Below are 20118 nucleotides of genomic sequence, written 5' to 3'. Positions count from 1 at the left end.
ATAAAACACGTTTTACGTGAAAATTACAACGTTTTAGTAAATATTCAAACAATCCTTTGATATCTTCTTAAAAAGTTGCGAAATAACTTTTTACTATCATTTTAACTAAAAAATGTTTTTTCCTACTAAAATAGCGCGTTTAAAATGTTAAAAAACAAAGCAATACTCTTATAATCATCTAAATTACAAATAAAGAAATGAGTAAAAAAGAAAATTTCATTAAGGATATAAATAACGGTTATCATTCAAAAGGGGGAAGTATTACTTTAGGAGGTGCTATTTTAGATGGGGAGCCAATCGCCGAAACACATGTAAAGATCCCTCTTAAAACATTAAACAGACATGGACTTATTGCAGGTGCCACCGGTACAGGGAAAACGAAAACTATTCAGGTATTTTCTGAACAGCTTTCTAATTCTGGGATTCCCGTATTAATGATGGATATCAAAGGTGATTTTAGCGGTATTGCTAAAGAGGGAAAAGAAGAAGGGTTTATTACTGAACGTCACACCAAAATAAACCTACCTTATAATATAGCTTCATTTCCTGTTGAATTAATGTCATTATCTAAACAGAATGGAGTTCGATTACGGGCAACAGTTTCAGAATTTGGTCCTGTTTTATTTTCCAGAATTTTAGACCTGAATGATACGCAGACCGGAGTTGTTGCAGTAATCTTTAAATATTGTGATGACAACAAAATGCCCCTGTTAGATCTAAAGGACATCAAAAAAGTCATTAATTATATTACTGAAGAAGGGAAAAATGAAATTGAAGAAAACTACGGTAAAATTTCCACTTCAACAACCGGGACGATTCTAAGGAAAATAATCGAATTAGAACAGCAGGGAGGCGATTTGTTTTTTGGCGAATTATCTTTTGAAATTGATGATTTGATGCGAATTGATGAAAACGGAAAAGGCTACGTAAATATCATCCGTTTAACGGATATTCAGGACAAACCAAAATTATTCTCTACCTTCATGCTGAGTTTATTAGCTGAAATTTATCAGCAAATGCCGGAAAAAGGAGATGCTGAACAACCAGAATTGGTGATTTTTATTGATGAAGCGCATTTAATTTTTAACGAAGCCAGCAAAACACTATTAAAACAAATCGAAACGATTGTAAAACTGATTCGTTCAAAGGGTGTTGGTGTTTACTTTGTCACGCAAAATCCAATGGATGTTCCAAGTGGTGTTTTAGCACAATTGGGATTAAAAATCCAGCATGCCCTTAGGGCATTTACGGCAAATGACCGACAAGCAATTAAAAAAACAGCCGATAATTACCCAACATCAGAATATTATAAAACAGATGAATTGCTTACCAGTTTAGGTATCGGAGAAGCTTTGGTTACGGCTTTGAATGAAAAAGGTGTACCAACTCCACTTGTGGCCACCATGATGCGTGCCCCAATGAGCCGAATGGACATTTTATCTGATGACGAAATTGAAGAAATCAATTCAAAATCAAAATTAGTAAAGAAATATAGTGAGGAAATTGATCGTGAAAGCGCCTACGAAATCCTAAGCAAAAAAATAGAGACTGCCAATCAGACTGTTGCAGAAGAAGAACAGAAACAAGCGTCAACCAAAACATCAAGATCTGAACCTACTACAGCAAGTGTAGTTACAAAATCAGTTTTGAAAGTGGTTACGAGTGCAACTTTTATTAGAGGTGTTTTTGGGGTTCTGACAAAAATATTTAAGAAGTAAAACAACAAATATCAACAATCAATTACAATATCAATGTCAATTTTAAATTGATTTTTTGATATTGTAATTGATTGTTGAAAATTACTTCTGTAACATCTCTAAAATTTTATTTTCAATTTCAGGTGTGTTCCAGATATTTTCAATATCATCAATTCTTAAAATCTCTTCCATAATTGCGTTTTGAAAATCACCAATAGCTAAGGCTTCTGCATACGGACGATCACTAAAAGTTACCCGACTGTACAACGGAATCCATTTGTCAGGATATTTATCTGAAAATGCTTTTTCTATTTTCTTTTGTAATAGGAATTTTTCGTCTGCCGTTTTTGTACTCATTTCCATGAAATTACGATACGAAAGTTCTGCAATGGCATCAGCATTTGGTTTTCGTGAAATTTCATATTCAGAAAAAATCCTTTTCCAGTCATCTCCGTATTTTTCAATCATCTCATTCAAAACCGAAATATCTTCAAAACCGGCATTCATTCCTTGTCCGTAAAACGGAACTATGGCGTGACAGGCATCACCAATCAAGGCAATTTTATCTTCATATGTCCACGGAAAACATTTCATCGTTACCAAAGTACTAGTTGGATTCTTAAAGAAATCCTCTGCTAATTTCGGAATCACCTCAATCGAATCCGGGAAGTTTTTCTCAAAGAAATCTTCAACCATTTTACGGTCCGTTAGTGATGCAAAAGAATTTTCGCCATCAAAAGGCATAAATAAAGTACAGGTAAAACTTCCGTCAAGATTAGGAAGTGCAATTAACATGTATTCACCACGCGGCCAAATATGAAAAGAATTTTTGTCAAGCTTATGAGTAGCATCGGCATTGGCCGGAATATTCAATTCTTTATAGCCCATATTCAAAAATTCCTGTGAATAATTAAACATGCTTTGGCGTTGCATTCTGTGACGGATTCTCGAAAAAGCACCATCGGCACCAAAAACCATATCGTATTTTTTCTCTTCCCACTCACCTCTTTCGGTTTCGCCAATATGTAAAGTGGCATCGCTTAGCGTAACATCCCAGATTTTTTCCTCAAAATAAAATTCAGCACCTGCTTCTTCGGCCAGATCAATCATTTTGCGGTTTAAAGTTCCTCTTGAAATCGAATAAATTGATTCACCTTCCTGTCCGTAATTCTGAAAGTTAAGCTTATCAACCAAATGAATGGCACGTTTATCCATAGGAATCGCAATTTCACGCACCGCATCACCTACACCAACACCATCTAAGGCTTTCCATCCCCGGTTAGACATTGCAAGATTTATAGAACGTCCTGAAAAATTTATTTTACGGATATCAGGGCTACGGTCATAAACATGAACGGTGTGACCTGCATTTTTAAGATAAATTGCCAACAGCGATCCAACCAGTCCCGAACCTACAACAGCAATTTTTAATGGTATTTGCATCAAGAGAAATCTAAATATAAGTCCGTAAAAATAAGTAATAAATACACAAGAGCTTACAAATAAACCAAATATTTGCCTTTTAGTCCTTTATTTATATGGCATGACCCCGCTTCCCGAAGCCTCGGAAGCGAGGTCGGGCTTTCGGCTATATCTTTTACTCCGTTTCTCTCCATAAAAGGATACCGCCTCTATCCCTCATGCGATATTCGTTTTCATAACAAATTCAGTTTTTAAATGATTTATTAGAAATCCGAAAAAAACTACTTTCGCTTGACGAGAAAATATTTTTACCTTCAAATTATAACAATACCAATGAAAAGCGAACTCTTACAATCTGATATCATTTTAGAAAACGAAAAAGTTTTACTGATACCTTTTGAAAATGAAAGAAACATCGAACTCAAAGAAATCATTTTTGATGATGAAATCTGGAAATATATGGGCACGTACATCCGAAACGATGCTGACTTTGAAAATTACATTCAAAACACTTTAAAACAAAAAGCAGACGGGATTTCTTATCCATTCTTAATAATAGATAAAGCCACCCAAAAAGTTGCCGGAAGTACGCGTTACGGGTATTTAAACCACGCAAGCCAGAAATGTGAAATTGGCTGGACATGGTACGGGGCAGTATTTCAGGGAACTGGTTTAAACAAAGCCTGCAAATACGAATTACTGAATTTTGGTTTTGAAAACATTCAATTCAGAAGAATACAATTCAGTGCCGATCACGAAAACAGAAAATCTCAAAGAGCCATTGAAAAACTGGGTGCTGTAAAAGAAGGAATATTTAGAAATAATTATGTTGATTCTGAAGGAAAAAGTAAAGATGATGTTTATTATAGCATAATTTCTGAAGATTGGAATTCTACTAAAAAAGAATATTTCCCTGAGTTTTATTAAGATAGATTAAAAACATAAAAAGTTCTATCTTTAGCTTCATTATTTAGGATTGAGCCACAACAAAATAAATCCTCGTATTTTAAAATTATCACAGAACTACTTAAAATCTGCATAAACAATATGGCCAAATTACAAACTATATATCAAAATACTATAAAATTTGCAGCAGAGAAACATGCTGATCAAAATCAGGTAATTCCAGGAACTGATTTGCCTTATGTCGTTCATTTAAGCAATGTAGCAATGGAAATTTTAATTGCTTCACAAAAAACAGAAGAATTCAATACAAAGTTTGCAATTCAAGTTGCCTTGCTGCATGACATTCTGGAAGACACCAAAACAACATTTGAAGAGCTTGCCGAAAAATTTAATGAAGAAATTGCTCAGGCAGTTTTAGCGCTTACAAAGAATTCTGAAATCCCCAAAGAAGAAAGAATGAATGACAGCCTTGAACGTATTAAGAAATTATCAAAGGAAGTCTGGGCAGTAAAATTAGCCGACAGAATAACTAATTTACAAATCCCTCCTAAAACCTGGAGTTTAGAAAAAATAAAAGAATATCAGAAACAAGCTTCGCAGATACTTAATGAATTAAGTGGCTGCAATGAATACTTGGAAAAAAGACTGTCAGAAAGAATTATAAAATATTCAAAATACTGTTCTACAGAAGCATAATACAAACATGAATTTTGTAACCTAATAATTATTCTCACAAAGGCACAAAGCAGCAAAGAAGAGCTCTGTTGCTTTGTGCCTTTGTTATTTTGAACCTAAAAAAAATGAACCTATATTCAGAATATTATGTAAGTAAAAATTGCGAAAGGTTTGTGAATAAAATTTGGTGTCTTGATAACAGCATTGGGGAGACTACAATCGAAGACAAACTCGTTTTACCTAATGGCTGTTTTAATCTCGCTATTGTAAGCGGAAAATTTATTGAAGTTCATACCAGTAAAAATAAACATGAAATGAACGAAGGTTTTTACTTTTGTTCGCAAATGACCAATAAAGTTTTGGTCAATATTCAGTCTAAAACTAAAGTTACTATAATTCAATTACATGCCTGGACACTTTCGATGTTTCCGAATTATGATCTGAGCAATTTTACCGACTCTATTATCAAAATAAATGCAACGGAATTACCTTTTAAAATTGAAACAGGCAAAAACAGTGATATTTCTGAATTATTACATACAATCAACAGTTATTTTGAGGAACTAAATTGCACACATCAAAACAGAAACATAATCGAAAAAATCTGTGAAACAATTAAAATGCATAATGAAGAAATTAATGTTTCGGAAATCGGAAAAATTTTAAACTTTTCACAGCGATTGTTGCAGATTAAATTTAAAGCTGCAACGGGACTTACAATCAAAAATTATATTCAAATTCTGAAGTTCAGAAAATCCGTTGATCAAATGGTAAATTCTGATTTAGAGAAATTAAGCCTGACCGATGTTGCACTTTACAACAAATATTTTGACCAGTCACATTTTATAAAAAAGTTTAAAGATGTAACGAAAACCACTCCAAAAATGTTCAATTCCACTTTGTATTTTCTCTCCAAAAAAAGATAAATTTTCGCATTTGTACAATTTTGAGAGTTTTGATTGCATTAATATTGCCAAATCATCATCAATCAAAATCAATCTCAAAATGAAAATCAACAAATCCTTTTTTCAATTAAAAGTTATTTTAATTGGAATTTTCTTCTTTCAAATCTACACTACATTTTCTCAAGAAGAAAAAAACACTGATCTATACAAGACTATTATATTAAAAGACAGCCTTCTTTTTAATATTGGCTTTAATACTTGTGATATTTCGCAATTTGAAAATTTATTCAGTGACAATTTTGAATTCTATCACGACAAAGACAGCATCTCTGATAAAACTTTATTTCTGAAAAATTTAAAAAAAGGTTTATGTCGCTCAATCGAAACTTATAAAGCCAGAAGATACTTAGTACCAAACAGCACCGAAATTTATCCTTTGGCCAGGAACGGCATTTTGTATGGTGCCTTACAAACAGGAATTCATCAATTTTATGAAAGATCAGCAGAGAAAAATGAATCGCTGGCGAATACGAAAGAGAATTTTGGCAGCACTGCAAGGTTTACTCATGTTTGGATATTAGAAAATGGTGCCTGGAAACTGAGAAGGTCTTTTAGCTATGACCATCAGACTACTAATACTACCGGTACAAGAGCAAGCATTTTTGACAATGATCAGGAAATTGAAAAATGGCTGAAACAAAATAATGTTCCAACCTTAGGAATTGGCATCATCAACAACGGACAACTGCAACAAATAAAAGTATTTGGCGAACTAAAAAAAGGGGTCGCTGCACCTTATAATACAATATGGAATGTAGCTTCGTTAACTAAACCGGTAACAGCGATAGTAACATTAAAACTAGTAAGTTCAGGAAAATGGAATTTAGATGACCCTCTTTACAAATATTGGTCAGATCCGGATATTGCAAATGACCCTAATATTAAACTGCTCACCACAAGAATTATTTTAAGCCATCAAACCGGTTTCCCAAATTGGAGATTTATGAACGATTCCGGCAAACTGGACTTTAAATTTAAACCCGGAACAAAATACCAGTATTCAGGAGAAGGATTTGAATACCTGCGAAAAGCTTTAGAAAATAAATTTCACAAAACACTGGATCAATTAGCGGATGAATTGATTTTCAAACCTCTAAAAATGACGGACACCAGACTTATTTGGAATGATGAAACTGATTGGTCAAGATATGCCATTGGTTATGACAACAAAGGCAATGCCTACGAACCTACCAAGAATAAAACTGCAAATGCAGCGGATGATTTACTTACTACAATTGAAGATTACGGTACATTTTTATGCAGCATTATGAATAGTGATGGATTGAGCAAAAAAGTACTTGATGATATGACATCTCATCAGGTTACAACAAAGAAAAATAAATATTTCGGATTGGGCTTCGAAATATATGATTTAGGAAATAACGATTATGCTTTATCTCACGGCGGAGCAGATAAAGGTGTTCAAACCATTTTTTTACTGTTTCCAAAAACAAAACAGGGTTTGGTTATTTTTACTAATGTTGACGATGGCTACAAAGTTTACGAAAAAATTATTGCTCATTATTTGGGTGAAAACGGAAAGAAAATAATTGATATCGAAACGAAATAATTATATTAGAAATCTTAGCATGATACCCATTATAAATATAATATCCCTTTTTATATTATTTTTAAGCAGAGAAGTATTCGCTCAAACGAACAGTGACTTTTTAAAAATGGAAATTATCAAGATGGATAGTTTGCTTTTTGATGTTGCATTCAATCAATGCGATGCAGCGCTTTTTAAAAAAATAATAGCGGAAGACGTCGAGTTTTATGACGACCGTTTTGGATTAAACCACTCTAAAGGAAATGAAATAAAATCTCTTGTCGAAAAATGTGCCAGACCTGAAAAACTGACACGAAAATTAGACTCCTGTACAATTGATAAATTAGGTGATTTTGGTGCTCTGCAAATTGGCGAACACACTTTTCTTGTGAATGATATTCCGGTTGGAACTGGGAAATTTATTCATATTTGGGAACGAAAAGATAATGATTGGAAACTGAAACGGATTGTGAGTTACGAACATAGGGCTGTTAAAAAATAGCTCTATTTTTTTCCTTAATTCTTTTTCTTTTTAGAAAAACGAGAAAAAACTGATTAATATTGAAACAAAATGAAATTTCAGTCGTCTAACAAGATTAAGAATACGGAATTAATCACACATTTAATCTGTAAATTAGCTTAACAAACTATATTACAGATCATTATGAAGTTTCAATCATCAAATCAAAATGCAAACATTTACTAACCTAATCAAGAATCATCTATCATCCAATGAAGAAATCAATTAAACTAATTGCAGTGTGCTTTATAGTTCAACTGTTTACCCCTACACTTACCGCACAAGACAACGCAACGCAAATTGACCAGCTCTTAAGTAAATACAATGAATATGGGCAATTTAACGGATCAGCACTTGTTTCTGAACACGGAAAAATCATTTTCAAAAAAGGATATGGTTCAGCCAATATAGAGTGGGATGTTCCAAATCAGCCAGACACCAAATTCAGATTAGGCTCGATAAGTAAACAATTTACGTCACTTTTAATTGTAAAACTGGCAGAAAAAGGCAAACTAAAACTCAATGTTCCCATTACTACTTATTTGCCGGATTATCCAAAAGTAAACGGAGATAAAATAACGATTCATAATTTGCTTACACACACCTCGGGAATTCCAAATTATACTTCTTTCCCGCATTTCTTTAAAGATCAAAGCCGAAACCCTTATTCTCCAGAAGAGTTTGTAAAAACTTTTTCTAATCTTCCGCTTGAATTTACGCCAGGCGAAAAATTCAACTACAGCAATTCAGGTTATTTTTTATTAGGATATATTATTGAAAAAATTTCAGGTAAATCATACGAACAATATTTACAGGAAACTATTCTTACGCCTCTAAAAATGGTTAATACGGGTTACGATCATAGTGATGTTATTCTAAAAAACCGAGCAGCTGGTTATGAAAAAAGAGGTGGAAAAATCAGTAACGCTTCTTATATTGACATGAGTATTCCGTATGCCGCTGGATCTTTATATTCTACTGTTGAAGATTTATACCTTTGGGATCAGGCACTTTATACGAATCAATTGCTTTCAGCAAAATCAATGGATTTATTATTCAAACGCTATATCAAAGCAGGAAGTGATTTTTACGGATATGGATGGTCTATAGAAGAAGTTTCTAATGGAGATAAAGCCAAACTGGGGATAATTGAACACGGTGGAGGGATTAATGGATTTAACACTATCATTTCGCGTGTTCCTGCTGATAAAAATCTGATTGTTTTATTAAACAATACAGGTGGAACTGTTTTAAATGAAATAAATGATGCCATTAGGGCCATTTTATACGGTCAGCCTTTTGATCAGCCTAAAAAATCATTGGCGTTTGAATTGTTAGATATATTTTCAGAGAAAGGTGTCAAAACAGGAACTGATACTTATAAAAAATTAAAAACCGATCCAACTTATAGTATCAAAGAAGGAGATATGAATAGCGCTGGATATCAATTATTACAAACAGGAAAAAAGAAAGAAGCAATCGAAGTTTTCAAAATTAATGTAGAAACCTTCCCGAAATCCGGAAATGTATATGACAGTTTGGGGGAAGCTTATTTAGCCGATGGAAACAAAAAACTGGCTATTGCAAATTATAAAAAATCTATAGAACTCGATCCGACAAATGAAAACGGAAAAAAAATCTTAGAAGAGATTTCAAAAAAGCAATAAACAAAAAACGAACAATAAAATCACTCAACAATTAACTCCGATAACCCATTTTTAAAATCTGTATTATCGGAGTTTTATTTTAAAAACATTATTTTAGTTCCGCAATTATAACTTACTTATTAAAAACATTTACGAACAAATAAGATGAAAGTTCACACGACCAATTACGAAAACACTTTTATTGAAGCTGCTGACGACTGTCCTGCAATTATTGGCGAAATTCCGAAAATGAAAGGCGACACCAAAACAATTGCCAGTATCCAGTTTGAAATCATCAGTAAGAATCCGTATAAATATTCTTCAGATGATGTTTTATTTCAGGTATTTGCAGATAAAAATGATTTAACAAAGTCAGAATATAAGACAGCGAGAGAACAATTTTTCTCGAAAGGGCAAGCTTGTTTACGAGCTTCGCCATTAACTAAACGCTATGGTTGGGGAATTCATAATGATAGAGATGGAAAAATTGCCCTTTACGGAATAGAAACTCCGGAATATCAAAGATTTTTGAAAGACAAAAATTTAAAAGTTGTGAAGGCAATGCGAACATCCAAAAAATAATTTCAAAAAGAAAAAACGCCCGACAAACAGCAAACATTTTATATTAACTCCAATAGTACATATTAAAGATGGTACTATTAGAGTTTTTTTTTATGAAAGTCAGTTTCTGATTAACTATTTACAATTAAAAAATACTATTTTAGCCCTGAAAAAAAAACAAGATTACGCCCCAAAATTAACCCCCATTACAACGTTAAAAACAACATGGAGAATTTTAAAAAACACCTGCTTTTAATTTTATTAATATTTATTCCGTTTGTTGGTATTTGCCAAACATCATTGAAAGTACCAATGCCTACCCAACAAAATACCATTATAATCAACAAAATTATTGAGGCAGCCAATTACAAAACGTATTTCATTGATTATTGCTTAACTAAAATAAACGAAACTGCTTCTAAAGAAAAATGGAATGATCAAAAAACTATGGAAATAACAGAAAGCATTGATTTTAAAAATTTCAGGGATGCTGTTTATAATATGTTTGCCTTTCATGACGAAGTAGAATTAGAAACACTACTAAAAGCGTATCAAAAAGACAACAGCTATCAAGCTTCAAATATTATGACCACAAGTAAAGCACTTACCACTAATTTGGAAATCTATACCAGGGATGTGGTTAAAGGCAGATACCTAATGGTTAAATAAAAACTTTGTCAGAAAACTAAATTCTGACAAAGATTAAGTTTACGGTTTTTTCGGCTTAAAAACCAATTTAGTCGATGTTTTCATAATTTCTTCTTTATTAAGTTTCATTTTCCTGAATTTACCTGCATTAAACATTTCAGCCTGATCATCATAATGTTTGCTAAACGGATTACCGGATTGTCCCGTTGGTAAAATACTCCAGCTGTTTTCAATATCCGAAAAATCAACAACTCTTCTGGTCGAAGGCCCGCCTTTTACATAATATTTTCCATCTGTATTATAACCAAAAAACTGATTATTAATTACCTCATTTGATCCAGGTGCTGCAAAAACCCCAACATTAAATAATTTACGCAACACAGCTATTTTTCCCATCGGATGTTCATGCTCAACAGTGTGTACTTTTCCCCAATTCCAATCGGAAACTGAATCCCCTAATTGTTCCCGAAGAGCAGATATTGCCTGACTAAAAGATTTTGAAACTATCCCGCTTCTGCTTTCTTTTACATTTTTAGTCTTGATATTATCCCACCAAACTGAATTTTCATTCACAATTTGTCTCGCAATGACTTGTTTACCGATGTGAGTCCCTAAAAATAAATTAAAATTATCTGAACCCATTTCGTCTTCAAAAGTATTTTTTAAGTACAAATAAATCCATTTATTATAAATCGTTGGCGCAACATCTTCTATATTATTTGTTCCTTTCCAGGATTTTAAAATTGCCACAGCATCTTTCTCTACATTATTTAACAATGTAAAATTGCTAACCGAAATTAAATTCTGAACGACCTCAGTTGCCACAGGCGATGTATTATCATACATCATTCTACTAATTGCTTCTTTATCCCAATCTGATTTTGCGTCCATTAAGGAAGAAATTCTTTTTGCACGATCTTCCGGCAGATAATATCCGGGATACAGATAACCATCAACAGCTTCAGGCTGATTGTTTGCTGAATATACATAACCCCATTTAGGGTTTTCAGCCGATGGGTTTTTCGAAAAATCCAGATATTCAACAATATCATCTTTTCCGCTTGAACCCTCTAAAATTAAAAATGAGTTCACCCCTTTATTATGCTTATATAATGTTCCCGTTGCCCACCATCCAATGTTTCCTTTGACATCACCATACATTACATTCAATCCCGGCGCAGCGACTAATTGTAATGCTTTTTTGAAATCGTCTTTGCTTTTAGCATGCGAAAGCCCATAAACAGCATCCAGAATCTCAATGGGCTGTTGGGTATAAATCCATGACATTGCAATAGGGTCTTTACGGTTTAAACGTTCCAGCAAATCATTCATAATGGGTCCGTGCCGACTTGACTTTATTGTCAAAACTACGTCTGAAGTGTCTTTTACTTTGATTGTTTTCTGTATGGTTTCATAACTGGCAAAACCGGTTGGAGTTTGGTATTGACTTGAATCCCCTGCTTTATTTTTTTCCAGATAAAAATCAATGTCATCATTTTCAAACATGGTCAGACCGTATGCATACTCACGATTGTGCGCCAATAACGGAAATGGAGTTCCCGCCAAATAACAACCATATAATTCATGAGTTGGTGTTACCAAATGTGCTTCGTACCAGGTTGCAGGTTGTGAAAAACCAATATGCGGATCGTTTGCAAAAATAACTTTCCCGCTTTTGGTTTTATTTGGCCCGACAACCCAGCTGTTACTGCCTACAAATGGTGGAATTGGAGATTTATCCAATAATGCTGCTACAGATTTTGCAATGGTTGCATATTCTTCAATATTCTCTTTTGAGCTTTTAATTTTTGTGGTATTAAATTCACCTTCTATTCCTAAATCTTTCAAGTATTCAGTGCCATATTTATTTCGGATATCTGTCAATAACGGATCTGTTTTCTGGGCCATAGCAAAACTGAAGGACATATATCCAAAAATATTATAAACGTCTTCTATCGTGAATTTTTCTTTTTTTATTCCTACCAATGTAAATTCAATTGGGGTAACGCCTTCTTCCAGATATTGATTAATGCCATCTAAATAGGCCATGGTTAATTGATAGCTTGGGCTGTTTTTATCTAATTTGGAAATGGCTTTCGCCGAAGCTTCCTCAATTCCTATTCCTGAGAAAAACATATCATTTTTAAGCGCAACAGATCCAAAAATTTCTGACAGCCTTCCTGGTGCAATACGCCTTAACAATTCCATTTGCCATAATCTTTCCTGTGCATGAACAAATCCTAAAGTTGTCATGGCATCTTTTTCAGAATCGGCATAAATATGAGGAACGCCAAAGTCATCAAAATATACTGTGGTTACTGCCTGAATATTTTTAAGTTGGGCTTCTCCTTCATATTTGGGTTTCAAATGAAAAATATAAGTGCATAGGATGATTGAAAGAATAACAATCAAAACAAATAAAGCCAACAGGATTTTTTTAATTTTTCTCATACATATTAGAAAGATAAAATACAACAATAATCATATAACTTAAAGGGGCAATCTTATAAGTAACATGAATTTTAAAACTCTAAATTTATGTATTTAAAACAATAGTGAATGACAATTTATAAAAAAATAGCAATTGGGGCAATTTCAATGTTACTGTTAGTGATTATACTCAATTTTGGACTCAATTACTGGATAAAAAAACAATTACCCATTATTATTCATGAGAAAAACAAAACACCATATAACATCAAGTATGAAAAAATTGAAGTCGATCTTTTGTCAAGGAATATTTATGCAACGACTTTGTTGGTTCATCCAAAGAATCAACCTGAAAACAGCAAAAATGGGCTTTTTTCTAAAATTGAATCGATTACGATTAAACATTTTAACATTTGGAATTTAGCTTTTAATGATATCATTCAGGCCGAGAGTATCATTATCAATAAACCCCGCGTTATTTTATACAAAAAAGGCGAAAAACTTATTAATGACAGTAAAAGCATTAAGAAAGAAATAGTGGAACCTTTTAGAAAAATAATTTCAGTTTCAAATATTTATCTGAATGACGGAACAGTTGATGTTGTATCCCTGAATAATGATAAACCAATTTTAAGTGTTAAAAAAATAATCTTAAAGCTTGAAGGTATTTTAATAACTGATGCAACATTAAATGAAAAAATTCCGCTTCAATATAAAAGCTATGCATTAGTTATTGATAGTTTATTTTATCGCCCGAGCGTTTTTTACCATATGAATATTGGAAAAATCAGTACTGAAAAAAACTTTTTAAAGATTAATAATTTCTCGTATATCCCGCAATTTAATCGTCAGGATTTTATTAAGCAATTAAAAAAAGAAAAAGATATTAATACACTGAAATTAGATTCGGCCAGTATCCAGAAAATGGATTGGGGATTCAAAAATGATCGTTTCTTCTTCAAAGCAAAATCAGTTGTACTAAGTCATTTTGATGCCAATATTTATCGCGGTAAAATGCCAAAAGATGATTTGAGCAAAAAATATCTGTATAACCATTTATTGCGAAACATTAAATTTCCTCTTCAAATTGATACTTTGCAGATTCTAAAATCTAAATTGGTTTATGAAGAAGAAAAGGAATTTCGTAAAGGTCCCGGAGTTCTAAATTTCGACCAGTTTAATTTGCAGGCAACCAATCTTCGAAGCGGCTTTGGACTTAAAAAAACTGATGATATAAAGATTAAAGTGAATTGCATTTTTATGAAAAATTCTCCTTTAAATGTTGACTGGAGTTTTAATGTTTTAGATAAAAAAGATAGTTTTCATATTCAGGGCACCATTTCAAATTTTGATGTTGCAGCTATGGGTCGATTCAGCAAACCTTATATGAACGCCACATTTACGGGAGTTTTTAATAAATACCATTTTAATTTTTACGGAAATGACGATGTTTCAAAAGGAAATGCTTCTTTAGATTACGATGATCTGAAAGTAAAATTATACAAAAATAAAAATCCGGAAAAAGAAGCGAAACTAAAATCAGTAGTTGCCAATTTACTTGTCAAAAACGATTCGAATGAAAAAGTAAAATCTGCTGATGTTGAACTCGAACGAATTCAGGAAAAATCATTCTACAACTTTTTATGGCGAAGCATTGCCGAATCTTTGAAGAAGATTTTGATATAGATTTAAAAAGCAAAACAAAAAACCCAAATTACTAATTCGGGTTTTGTTTATATGCTAAAAGTTTTATTCTTTTTTATTCTTTTGACTATCAATAATAGCTCCGGTTCCGGCTCCAACACCTGCTCCTGCTAATCCGCCAATTATTGCACCTTCACCCTTTTTCTTACTAACAGCTGCTCCGGTTATGGCTCCAACTCCGGCACCAATTACTGCACCTTTTGCCGTTGAGCTCCAGCCTTTCTTTTTTGCTACTGTTGTATTAGCCTGAGACGGCTGCTGTTGAACTACAACAACTTTCTGTGCTTCTGCTTTCTCCTGTTCTATTTTTGCCATTTCAACTTTCATTGAGTCTATAACTTTTTGTTTACTAATTTCAACTTTCATTGAATCAATAGTTGTCTGTTTTGCTATATTGGCATCTATTTTTTCCTGATTCTGACAAGAAACTAAGGCTAAAGTTATTATTAGTGAATAAATTGCTTTCATATTTAAAAAATTGGTTATATGCTACAAATATAAAGAAGAATTATTGTTATTAGAGTTATAAAATTCAATTAAAAAATTACACAATTAAGGAATTGAATTTATTATTTCCTAAGACTCCTCTTTTCAAAATCTGACCAAAATCATACATATCCTCAAATGAACAATATAATGGTACTGGTGCCAAACGAATAACATTAGGTTCACGCCAATCAGTAATGACTCCGTTTTTCATTAAATAATCAAATAAACTTCTTCCTTCACCATGAAGAAAAACAGATAGTTGGGAAGCTCTTTCTTTAAGATTTGATGGCGTAATGATTTCAAAACTGCTCTCAACTTCATTATCAATTTCATGTAAAATAAATTCTAAATATGCCGTAATCTTGTCTCTTTTTGCAATTAAAGCTTCCATTCCAACTTCAGCAAACATTTCAACCGATGCCAGATAAGGCGCTAAAGACAGTACTGGTAAATTACTGATTTGCCAGCCTTCAGCTCCCTGAACAGGATCAAAATTGGGTTCCATTTTAAAACGGCGTTCTTTATTATGTCCCCACCAGCCGGCAAATCGAGGCAAATCAGGATTGTTATGATGTCTTTCGTGAACAAAGCATCCTGAAGCATTTCCCGGACCTGAATTCATATATTTATAACTGCACCAGGCAGCGAAATCTACATTCCAATTGTGCAGTTCTAATTTGATATTTCCTGCTGCATGTGCCAAATCCCAACCTACTTTTGCGCCGGCTTTTTGTCCGGCTTCTGTAATTTTTTCTATATCAAAAACTTGTCCGGTATAATAATTTACACCGCCTATCAGAACCAAAGCGAGTTCATCTCCAATCGCTTCAATTTTAGCCAATACGTCTTCCAGGCGAATGTTGTGCTCTCCTTCCCGGCGTTTAATTTCTACAATCGCATCTTCTGACTTAAATCCATGAAAATGAACCTGACTCTGAAACATATACTGATCTGAAGGAAACGCCTTTTCTTCGCAAATTATTTTATAACGCGTTGCTGTTGGCCGATAAAAAGACACCATCAGCAAATGAAGATTTACGGTTAAAGTATTCATGACCGTAACTTCTGAAGGCAAGGCCCCAACGATTTTACTTAATGGTTCTGCGAATCTTTCCTGATAATCCCACCATGGCTTTTCGGCATAAAAATGGCCTTCTACAGCCAAATTTGCCCAATCATTCATTATCTCGTCGATATAAGTTTTCGTGCGTTTTGGTTGTAGGCCCAAAGAGTTTCCTGTAAAATAAATAACACGTTTACCATTTACTTCAGGAAAAATAAATTGATCCTGATACTCGTTTAAAACATCTTGTGAATCGAGTTGCTGTGCGAATTCGCGGGTATTTTGAAAAGCCATTGTTTGAATTTTGTTTGGTAAAAATAGAAAAAATAAACAACGCCGAGAGTTAAAGAATAAATGAGTACTAAAAATAGAACCAATTTAATTTGATATATTTGATTTAACTTAACCCCATTATTATGATTAAGAATAGTTTAAATGTTATTATTATTGCTTTTGCCCTTATAATTTCTGCCTGTTTATTTTCGAATGCTTTTCAGAACAGGAATAAGAATGATAATACCATTAGCGTAACCGGTTTAGGCAAAAAAGATTTCGTTTCTGATTTGATTGTCTGGAGCGGTACTTTTTCTAAAAAAAGCTTTACTTTAAAAGAAGCTTACTCAGCATTGGATAGTGACCGGGAAAATATTAAAAACTATTTAACAAACAAAGGAATTGCGGCTGATGAAATTGTGTTTTCTGCAGTCAATTTCAATAAGGATTTTGATACTTCTTTTAATGAAAACGGAACTCCTAAACAACAAATTTTTACAGGATTTGCTTTGACACAAACTGTTACTATCCAGTCTAAAAACGTAAATAAAATAGAAGATATTTCAAGACAATCAAGCGAATTGATTAATTCCGGCATAGAATTTTATTCGAATGCCCCTGAATATTACTACACCAAATTGGCAGAACTAAAAATAAAAATGATAGCCGAAGCCACTAAGGATGCCAGCACAAGAGCTAAAAGTATTGCCGAAAATGCTGATGCCCGTTTAGGAAATTTAAAAAAATCTGACATGGGGGTTTTTCAAATAACAGGTCAAAATTCCTCAGAAGATTTCTCATATGGAGGTTCCTTCAATACCACATCAAAAAACAAAACAGCCAATATTACCGTTAAATTAGTTTATCAGGTAAATTAAGTTTTGATGAATAAAAAAGCTCGTCAAATTTACGTTGACGAGCTTTTTTATTTTGAATTCTGGTGATTTTAGATGATTAACATCGCATCTCCGTAAGAATAGAATTTATACTCTTCTTTTATTGCTTCTTCATACGCTCTTTTCATTAAATCGTGTCCACAAAAAGCAGAAATCATCATCAATAATGTTGATTTTGGTGTATGAAAATTAGTGATCATACAGTTTGCAATACTAAAATCATGAGGAGGAAAAATAAATTTATTTGTCCATCCTTCAAACGGATTTAAAGTATGTTGTGATGAAACTGAACTTTCAATAGCACGCATCGAAGTTGTTCCTACTGCACAAATACGTTTTTTATTTACCTTAGCTGAATTTACAGTATCACAGGCATCTTGCTTGATAATCAATTCTTCCGAATCCATTTTATGTTTAGACAAATCTTCAACTTCAACCGGATTAAAAGTTCCTAAACCAACATGAAGTGTTACTTCTGCAAAATTTATTCCTTTGATTTCCAGTTTTTTCAAAAGATGTTTCGAAAAGTGCAACCCTGCTGTTGGTGCAGCAACAGCTCCTTCTTCTTTTGCATAAATAGTTTGGTATCTTTCCGCATCTTCTGCAGTTACCTCTCTGCTAATGTATTTAGGAATTGGAGTTTCTCCAAGTTCAGTCAATTTATTTCTGAATTCTTCGTAAGAACCGTCATATAAAAAACGTAAAGTTCTGCCACGAGAAGTTGTATTGTCTATTACCTCAGCAACTAACGAATCGTCATCGCCAAAATAAAGTTTGTTACCAATACGGATTTTACGAGCCGGATCGACCAAAACGTCCCAAAGGCGTTGCTCTGAATTTAATTCCCTTAATAAGAAAACTTCGATTCTTGCCCCCGTTTTTTCTTTGTTTCCGTACAAACGGGCAGGAAAAACTTTAGTATTATTCAGAATCAAAACGTCTCCGTCATCAAAATAATTGATAACATCTTTGAACATTTTGTGCTCTATGGTTTGTTTTTGACGATCGATTACCATTAAACGAGACTCATCTCTGTTTTCTGCTGGAAATTCGGCTAAAAGTTCTTTTGGTAAATTAAATTGAAAATGTGATAATTTCATATTTGAATTGTTGATTTTAAAGTGTAGATCTTAGATTTTTTTATCTAAAATTTTAAATCGTGTGCAAATATACGATTGTGAGATAGGCGTTGTCAAGTGTTTTGCTGTTTATTTTCAAAAGTCGTTGATTTAGTGGTGTTTCGACAACATTAAAAAACGGTTTTTCTACCTTAGGAGTGATATAAGTTCATTTAATTTGAATTCCTGAAAATTATTGAGTGTTATTGTTTGGCTAAAGCCGAAAAACTAATCATAAAAAAACCTCCAGTTCAAACTGGAGGCTATTCAATTATGCTCATTTTATTTAAATGAATGGTTTAAACTTTACAGTTCTGAGATTTCGAAATTTAATTCTTTTAAATCATTCCAGAAATCAGGATATGATTTTGAAACTACTTCGGCATTTTCTATAATAATTGGCACTTTCAACGCTAAAGGTGCAAATGCCATTGCCATACGGTGATCGTTGTACGTGGCAATTTTTATACTGTGATTAATCGTTGAAGAAGCTGTTAAAGTCAGACTATCATTGGTTACCGAAATGTTTGCGCCTAATTTTGTAAGTTCAATTCGAAGTGCTTCAAGTCTGTCTGTTTCTTTGATTTTTAAAGTATGAAGACCTGTTAAATGACAACCAATTCCTAAGCCTAAACAGGTAACAACAATCGTTTGGGCAATATCCGGTGTATTATTCAAATCGAAATTTACCTTTTCATATTTAAAATCCGGTTGTTTAACCAAAGTCATTATATTATTCTGAAAAGTAGTTTGAACACCAAGCTTTTCATACAGCGATACCAATTCAGAATCTCCCTGCAAGCTGTTTTCCTTATAACTGCTCAAAGTTATTGAAGCGGTATCTGCCAAAGCTGCCAAACTAAAAAAGTAAGATGCCGAACTCCAGTCAGATTCCACCACCATTTCTTTTGAAGCAACAGTGTCTTTTGGATATACTTTAATTACATTTCCTTCAAAACTGGTTTGAATATCCAAATCATTCAGCAAAGCTAGCGTCATTTTGATATACGGAATTGAAGTAATTTCACCTTCTAAAGTCAATTCTAAACCATTCTCTAATTTCGAAGCTACTAACAATAGTGCCGAAATATACTGACTGCTGACATTGGCTGCCAAAGTTACTTTTGAAGCGGTAACTTTTTTTCCTTTGATTCTTATTGGCGGATAACCTTCTTCCTTTTCATAGGAAATCCCGACTCCCAATTGCCCTAAAGCTTCCACTAAAATTTTTATCGGACGTTCCTGCATTCTGCTTGAACCTGTCATTACGACTTCACGACCTTCATTCACGGCAAAATATGCTGTTAAAAAACGCATTGCTGTTCCTGCATGATGAATATCTACAATTTCATCACTTCCAACCAGGGCTTTTTGCATTACCTCGCTATCATCAGAGTTAGAAGTATTTGCTAATGTAATATTAGGAAACAAAGCTTTTAACAGCAATAAACGATTAGTTTCGCTTTTTGATCCTGTAACTGCAATCTTTCCTTGTAAATTTTTATGATTGGTTTGAAGTAATAAATTCATTCTTGGCTTGTTATTTAGTGCATTTT

Annotated in this window: 17 protein-coding genes; 11 read left to right on the top strand and 6 right to left on the bottom strand. The window is 33.2% G+C overall.

The features are described from left to right. Window positions 1-197 precede the first annotated feature (197 nt). On the top strand, window positions 198-1718 hold the full coding sequence (locus J2W48_RS08695) for a helicase HerA-like domain-containing protein (protein ID WP_310280363.1): 1521 nt from the start codon (window positions 198-200) through the stop codon (window positions 1716-1718). Window positions 1719-1799: 81 nt separating this feature from the next. Here J2W48_RS08695 and J2W48_RS08690 read toward each other — a convergent pair whose 3' ends face one another. Then, complete coding sequence (locus J2W48_RS08690; protein WP_310280362.1) at window positions 1800-3140, bottom strand: FAD-dependent oxidoreductase; 1341 nt, start codon at window positions 3138-3140, stop codon at window positions 1800-1802. A gap of 312 nt (window positions 3141-3452) precedes the next feature. On the opposite strand from J2W48_RS08690, the gene J2W48_RS08685 reads away from it, so the two are divergent. From J2W48_RS08685 to J2W48_RS08650, 8 genes are all read left to right on the top strand, one after another. Then, window positions 3453-4046: a GNAT family N-acetyltransferase gene (locus J2W48_RS08685; protein ID WP_310280361.1), complete on the top strand. Its 594-nt coding sequence runs from the start codon at window positions 3453-3455 to the stop codon at window positions 4044-4046. Between the two features lie 120 nt (window positions 4047-4166). Next, window positions 4167-4721 (top strand): HD domain-containing protein, encoded by a 555-nt coding sequence (locus J2W48_RS08680; protein ID WP_310280360.1) that lies wholly within the window; start codon window positions 4167-4169, stop codon window positions 4719-4721. A gap of 104 nt (window positions 4722-4825) precedes the next feature. Further along, window positions 4826-5626 carry a helix-turn-helix domain-containing protein gene (locus J2W48_RS08675; protein ID WP_310280359.1) on the top strand — a complete coding sequence of 267 codons (801 nt, stop codon included), beginning with the start codon at window positions 4826-4828 and terminating at the stop codon, window positions 5624-5626. A gap of 79 nt (window positions 5627-5705) precedes the next feature. Then, window positions 5706-7235 carry a serine hydrolase domain-containing protein gene (locus J2W48_RS08670; RefSeq protein WP_310280358.1) on the top strand — a complete coding sequence of 510 codons (1530 nt, stop codon included), beginning with the start codon at window positions 5706-5708 and terminating at the stop codon, window positions 7233-7235. A gap of 106 nt (window positions 7236-7341) precedes the next feature. Beyond that, window positions 7342-7716 (top strand): nuclear transport factor 2 family protein, encoded by a 375-nt coding sequence (locus tag J2W48_RS08665; RefSeq protein ID WP_310280357.1) that lies wholly within the window; start codon window positions 7342-7344, stop codon window positions 7714-7716. Between the two features lie 230 nt (window positions 7717-7946). After that, window positions 7947-9401 (top strand): serine hydrolase, encoded by a 1455-nt coding sequence (locus J2W48_RS08660; protein WP_310280356.1) that lies wholly within the window; start codon window positions 7947-7949, stop codon window positions 9399-9401. Between the two features lie 144 nt (window positions 9402-9545). Then, window positions 9546-9962 carry a DUF6157 family protein gene (locus J2W48_RS08655; RefSeq protein ID WP_310280355.1) on the top strand — a complete coding sequence of 139 codons (417 nt, stop codon included), beginning with the start codon at window positions 9546-9548 and terminating at the stop codon, window positions 9960-9962. A 204-nt stretch (window positions 9963-10166) separates the two neighbouring features. Then, on the top strand, window positions 10167-10610 hold the full coding sequence (locus tag J2W48_RS08650) for a hypothetical protein (RefSeq protein WP_310280354.1): 444 nt from the start codon (window positions 10167-10169) through the stop codon (window positions 10608-10610). Window positions 10611-10649: 39 nt separating this feature from the next. Here the strand turns inward: J2W48_RS08650 and J2W48_RS08645 are convergent, their stop codons facing one another. Next, window positions 10650-13040, bottom strand: a complete 2391-nt coding sequence (locus tag J2W48_RS08645) for a penicillin acylase family protein (protein WP_310280353.1) — start codon at window positions 13038-13040, stop codon at window positions 10650-10652. A gap of 108 nt (window positions 13041-13148) precedes the next feature. Between J2W48_RS08645 and J2W48_RS08640 the strand changes: the two genes are divergently transcribed. Beyond that, a complete protein-coding gene (locus J2W48_RS08640; RefSeq protein ID WP_310280352.1) occupies window positions 13149-14705 on the top strand; it encodes a hypothetical protein in 1557 nt (518 codons plus the stop codon). 63 nt (window positions 14706-14768) lie between these two features. Here the strand turns inward: J2W48_RS08640 and J2W48_RS08635 are convergent, their stop codons facing one another. Together J2W48_RS08635 and kynU are read right to left on the bottom strand one after the other, a co-directional pair. Next, entirely contained in the window at window positions 14769-15191 is a 423-nt protein-coding gene (locus J2W48_RS08635; RefSeq protein ID WP_310280351.1) for a glycine zipper family protein, read from the bottom strand. Between the two features lie 76 nt (window positions 15192-15267). Then, window positions 15268-16569 (bottom strand): kynureninase, encoded by a 1302-nt coding sequence (gene kynU, locus J2W48_RS08630; RefSeq protein WP_310280350.1) that lies wholly within the window; start codon window positions 16567-16569, stop codon window positions 15268-15270. A 122-nt stretch (window positions 16570-16691) separates the two neighbouring features. Between kynU and J2W48_RS08625 the strand changes: the two genes are divergently transcribed. After that, the gene (locus J2W48_RS08625; protein WP_310280349.1) at window positions 16692-17426 is read left to right on the top strand and encodes an SIMPL domain-containing protein; all 735 of its coding nucleotides are present in this window, start codon (window positions 16692-16694) and stop codon (window positions 17424-17426) included. A gap of 68 nt (window positions 17427-17494) precedes the next feature. Here J2W48_RS08625 and queA read toward each other — a convergent pair whose 3' ends face one another. Further along, window positions 17495-18544 carry a tRNA preQ1(34) S-adenosylmethionine ribosyltransferase-isomerase QueA gene (gene queA, locus J2W48_RS08620; RefSeq protein WP_310280348.1) on the bottom strand — a complete coding sequence of 350 codons (1050 nt, stop codon included), beginning with the start codon at window positions 18542-18544 and terminating at the stop codon, window positions 17495-17497. 324 nt (window positions 18545-18868) lie between these two features. Then, window positions 18869-20092 carry a 3-phosphoshikimate 1-carboxyvinyltransferase gene (aroA, locus tag J2W48_RS08615; RefSeq protein WP_310280347.1) on the bottom strand — a complete coding sequence of 408 codons (1224 nt, stop codon included), beginning with the start codon at window positions 20090-20092 and terminating at the stop codon, window positions 18869-18871. Window positions 20093-20118: the final 26 nt, after the last annotated feature.

Source organism: Flavobacterium piscis (assembly GCF_031457575.1).
GTDB classification, from domain to species: Bacteria; Bacteroidota; Bacteroidia; order Flavobacteriales; family Flavobacteriaceae; genus Flavobacterium; species Flavobacterium piscis_A.
This window is presented reverse-complemented; position numbering and strand designations above follow the sequence as displayed.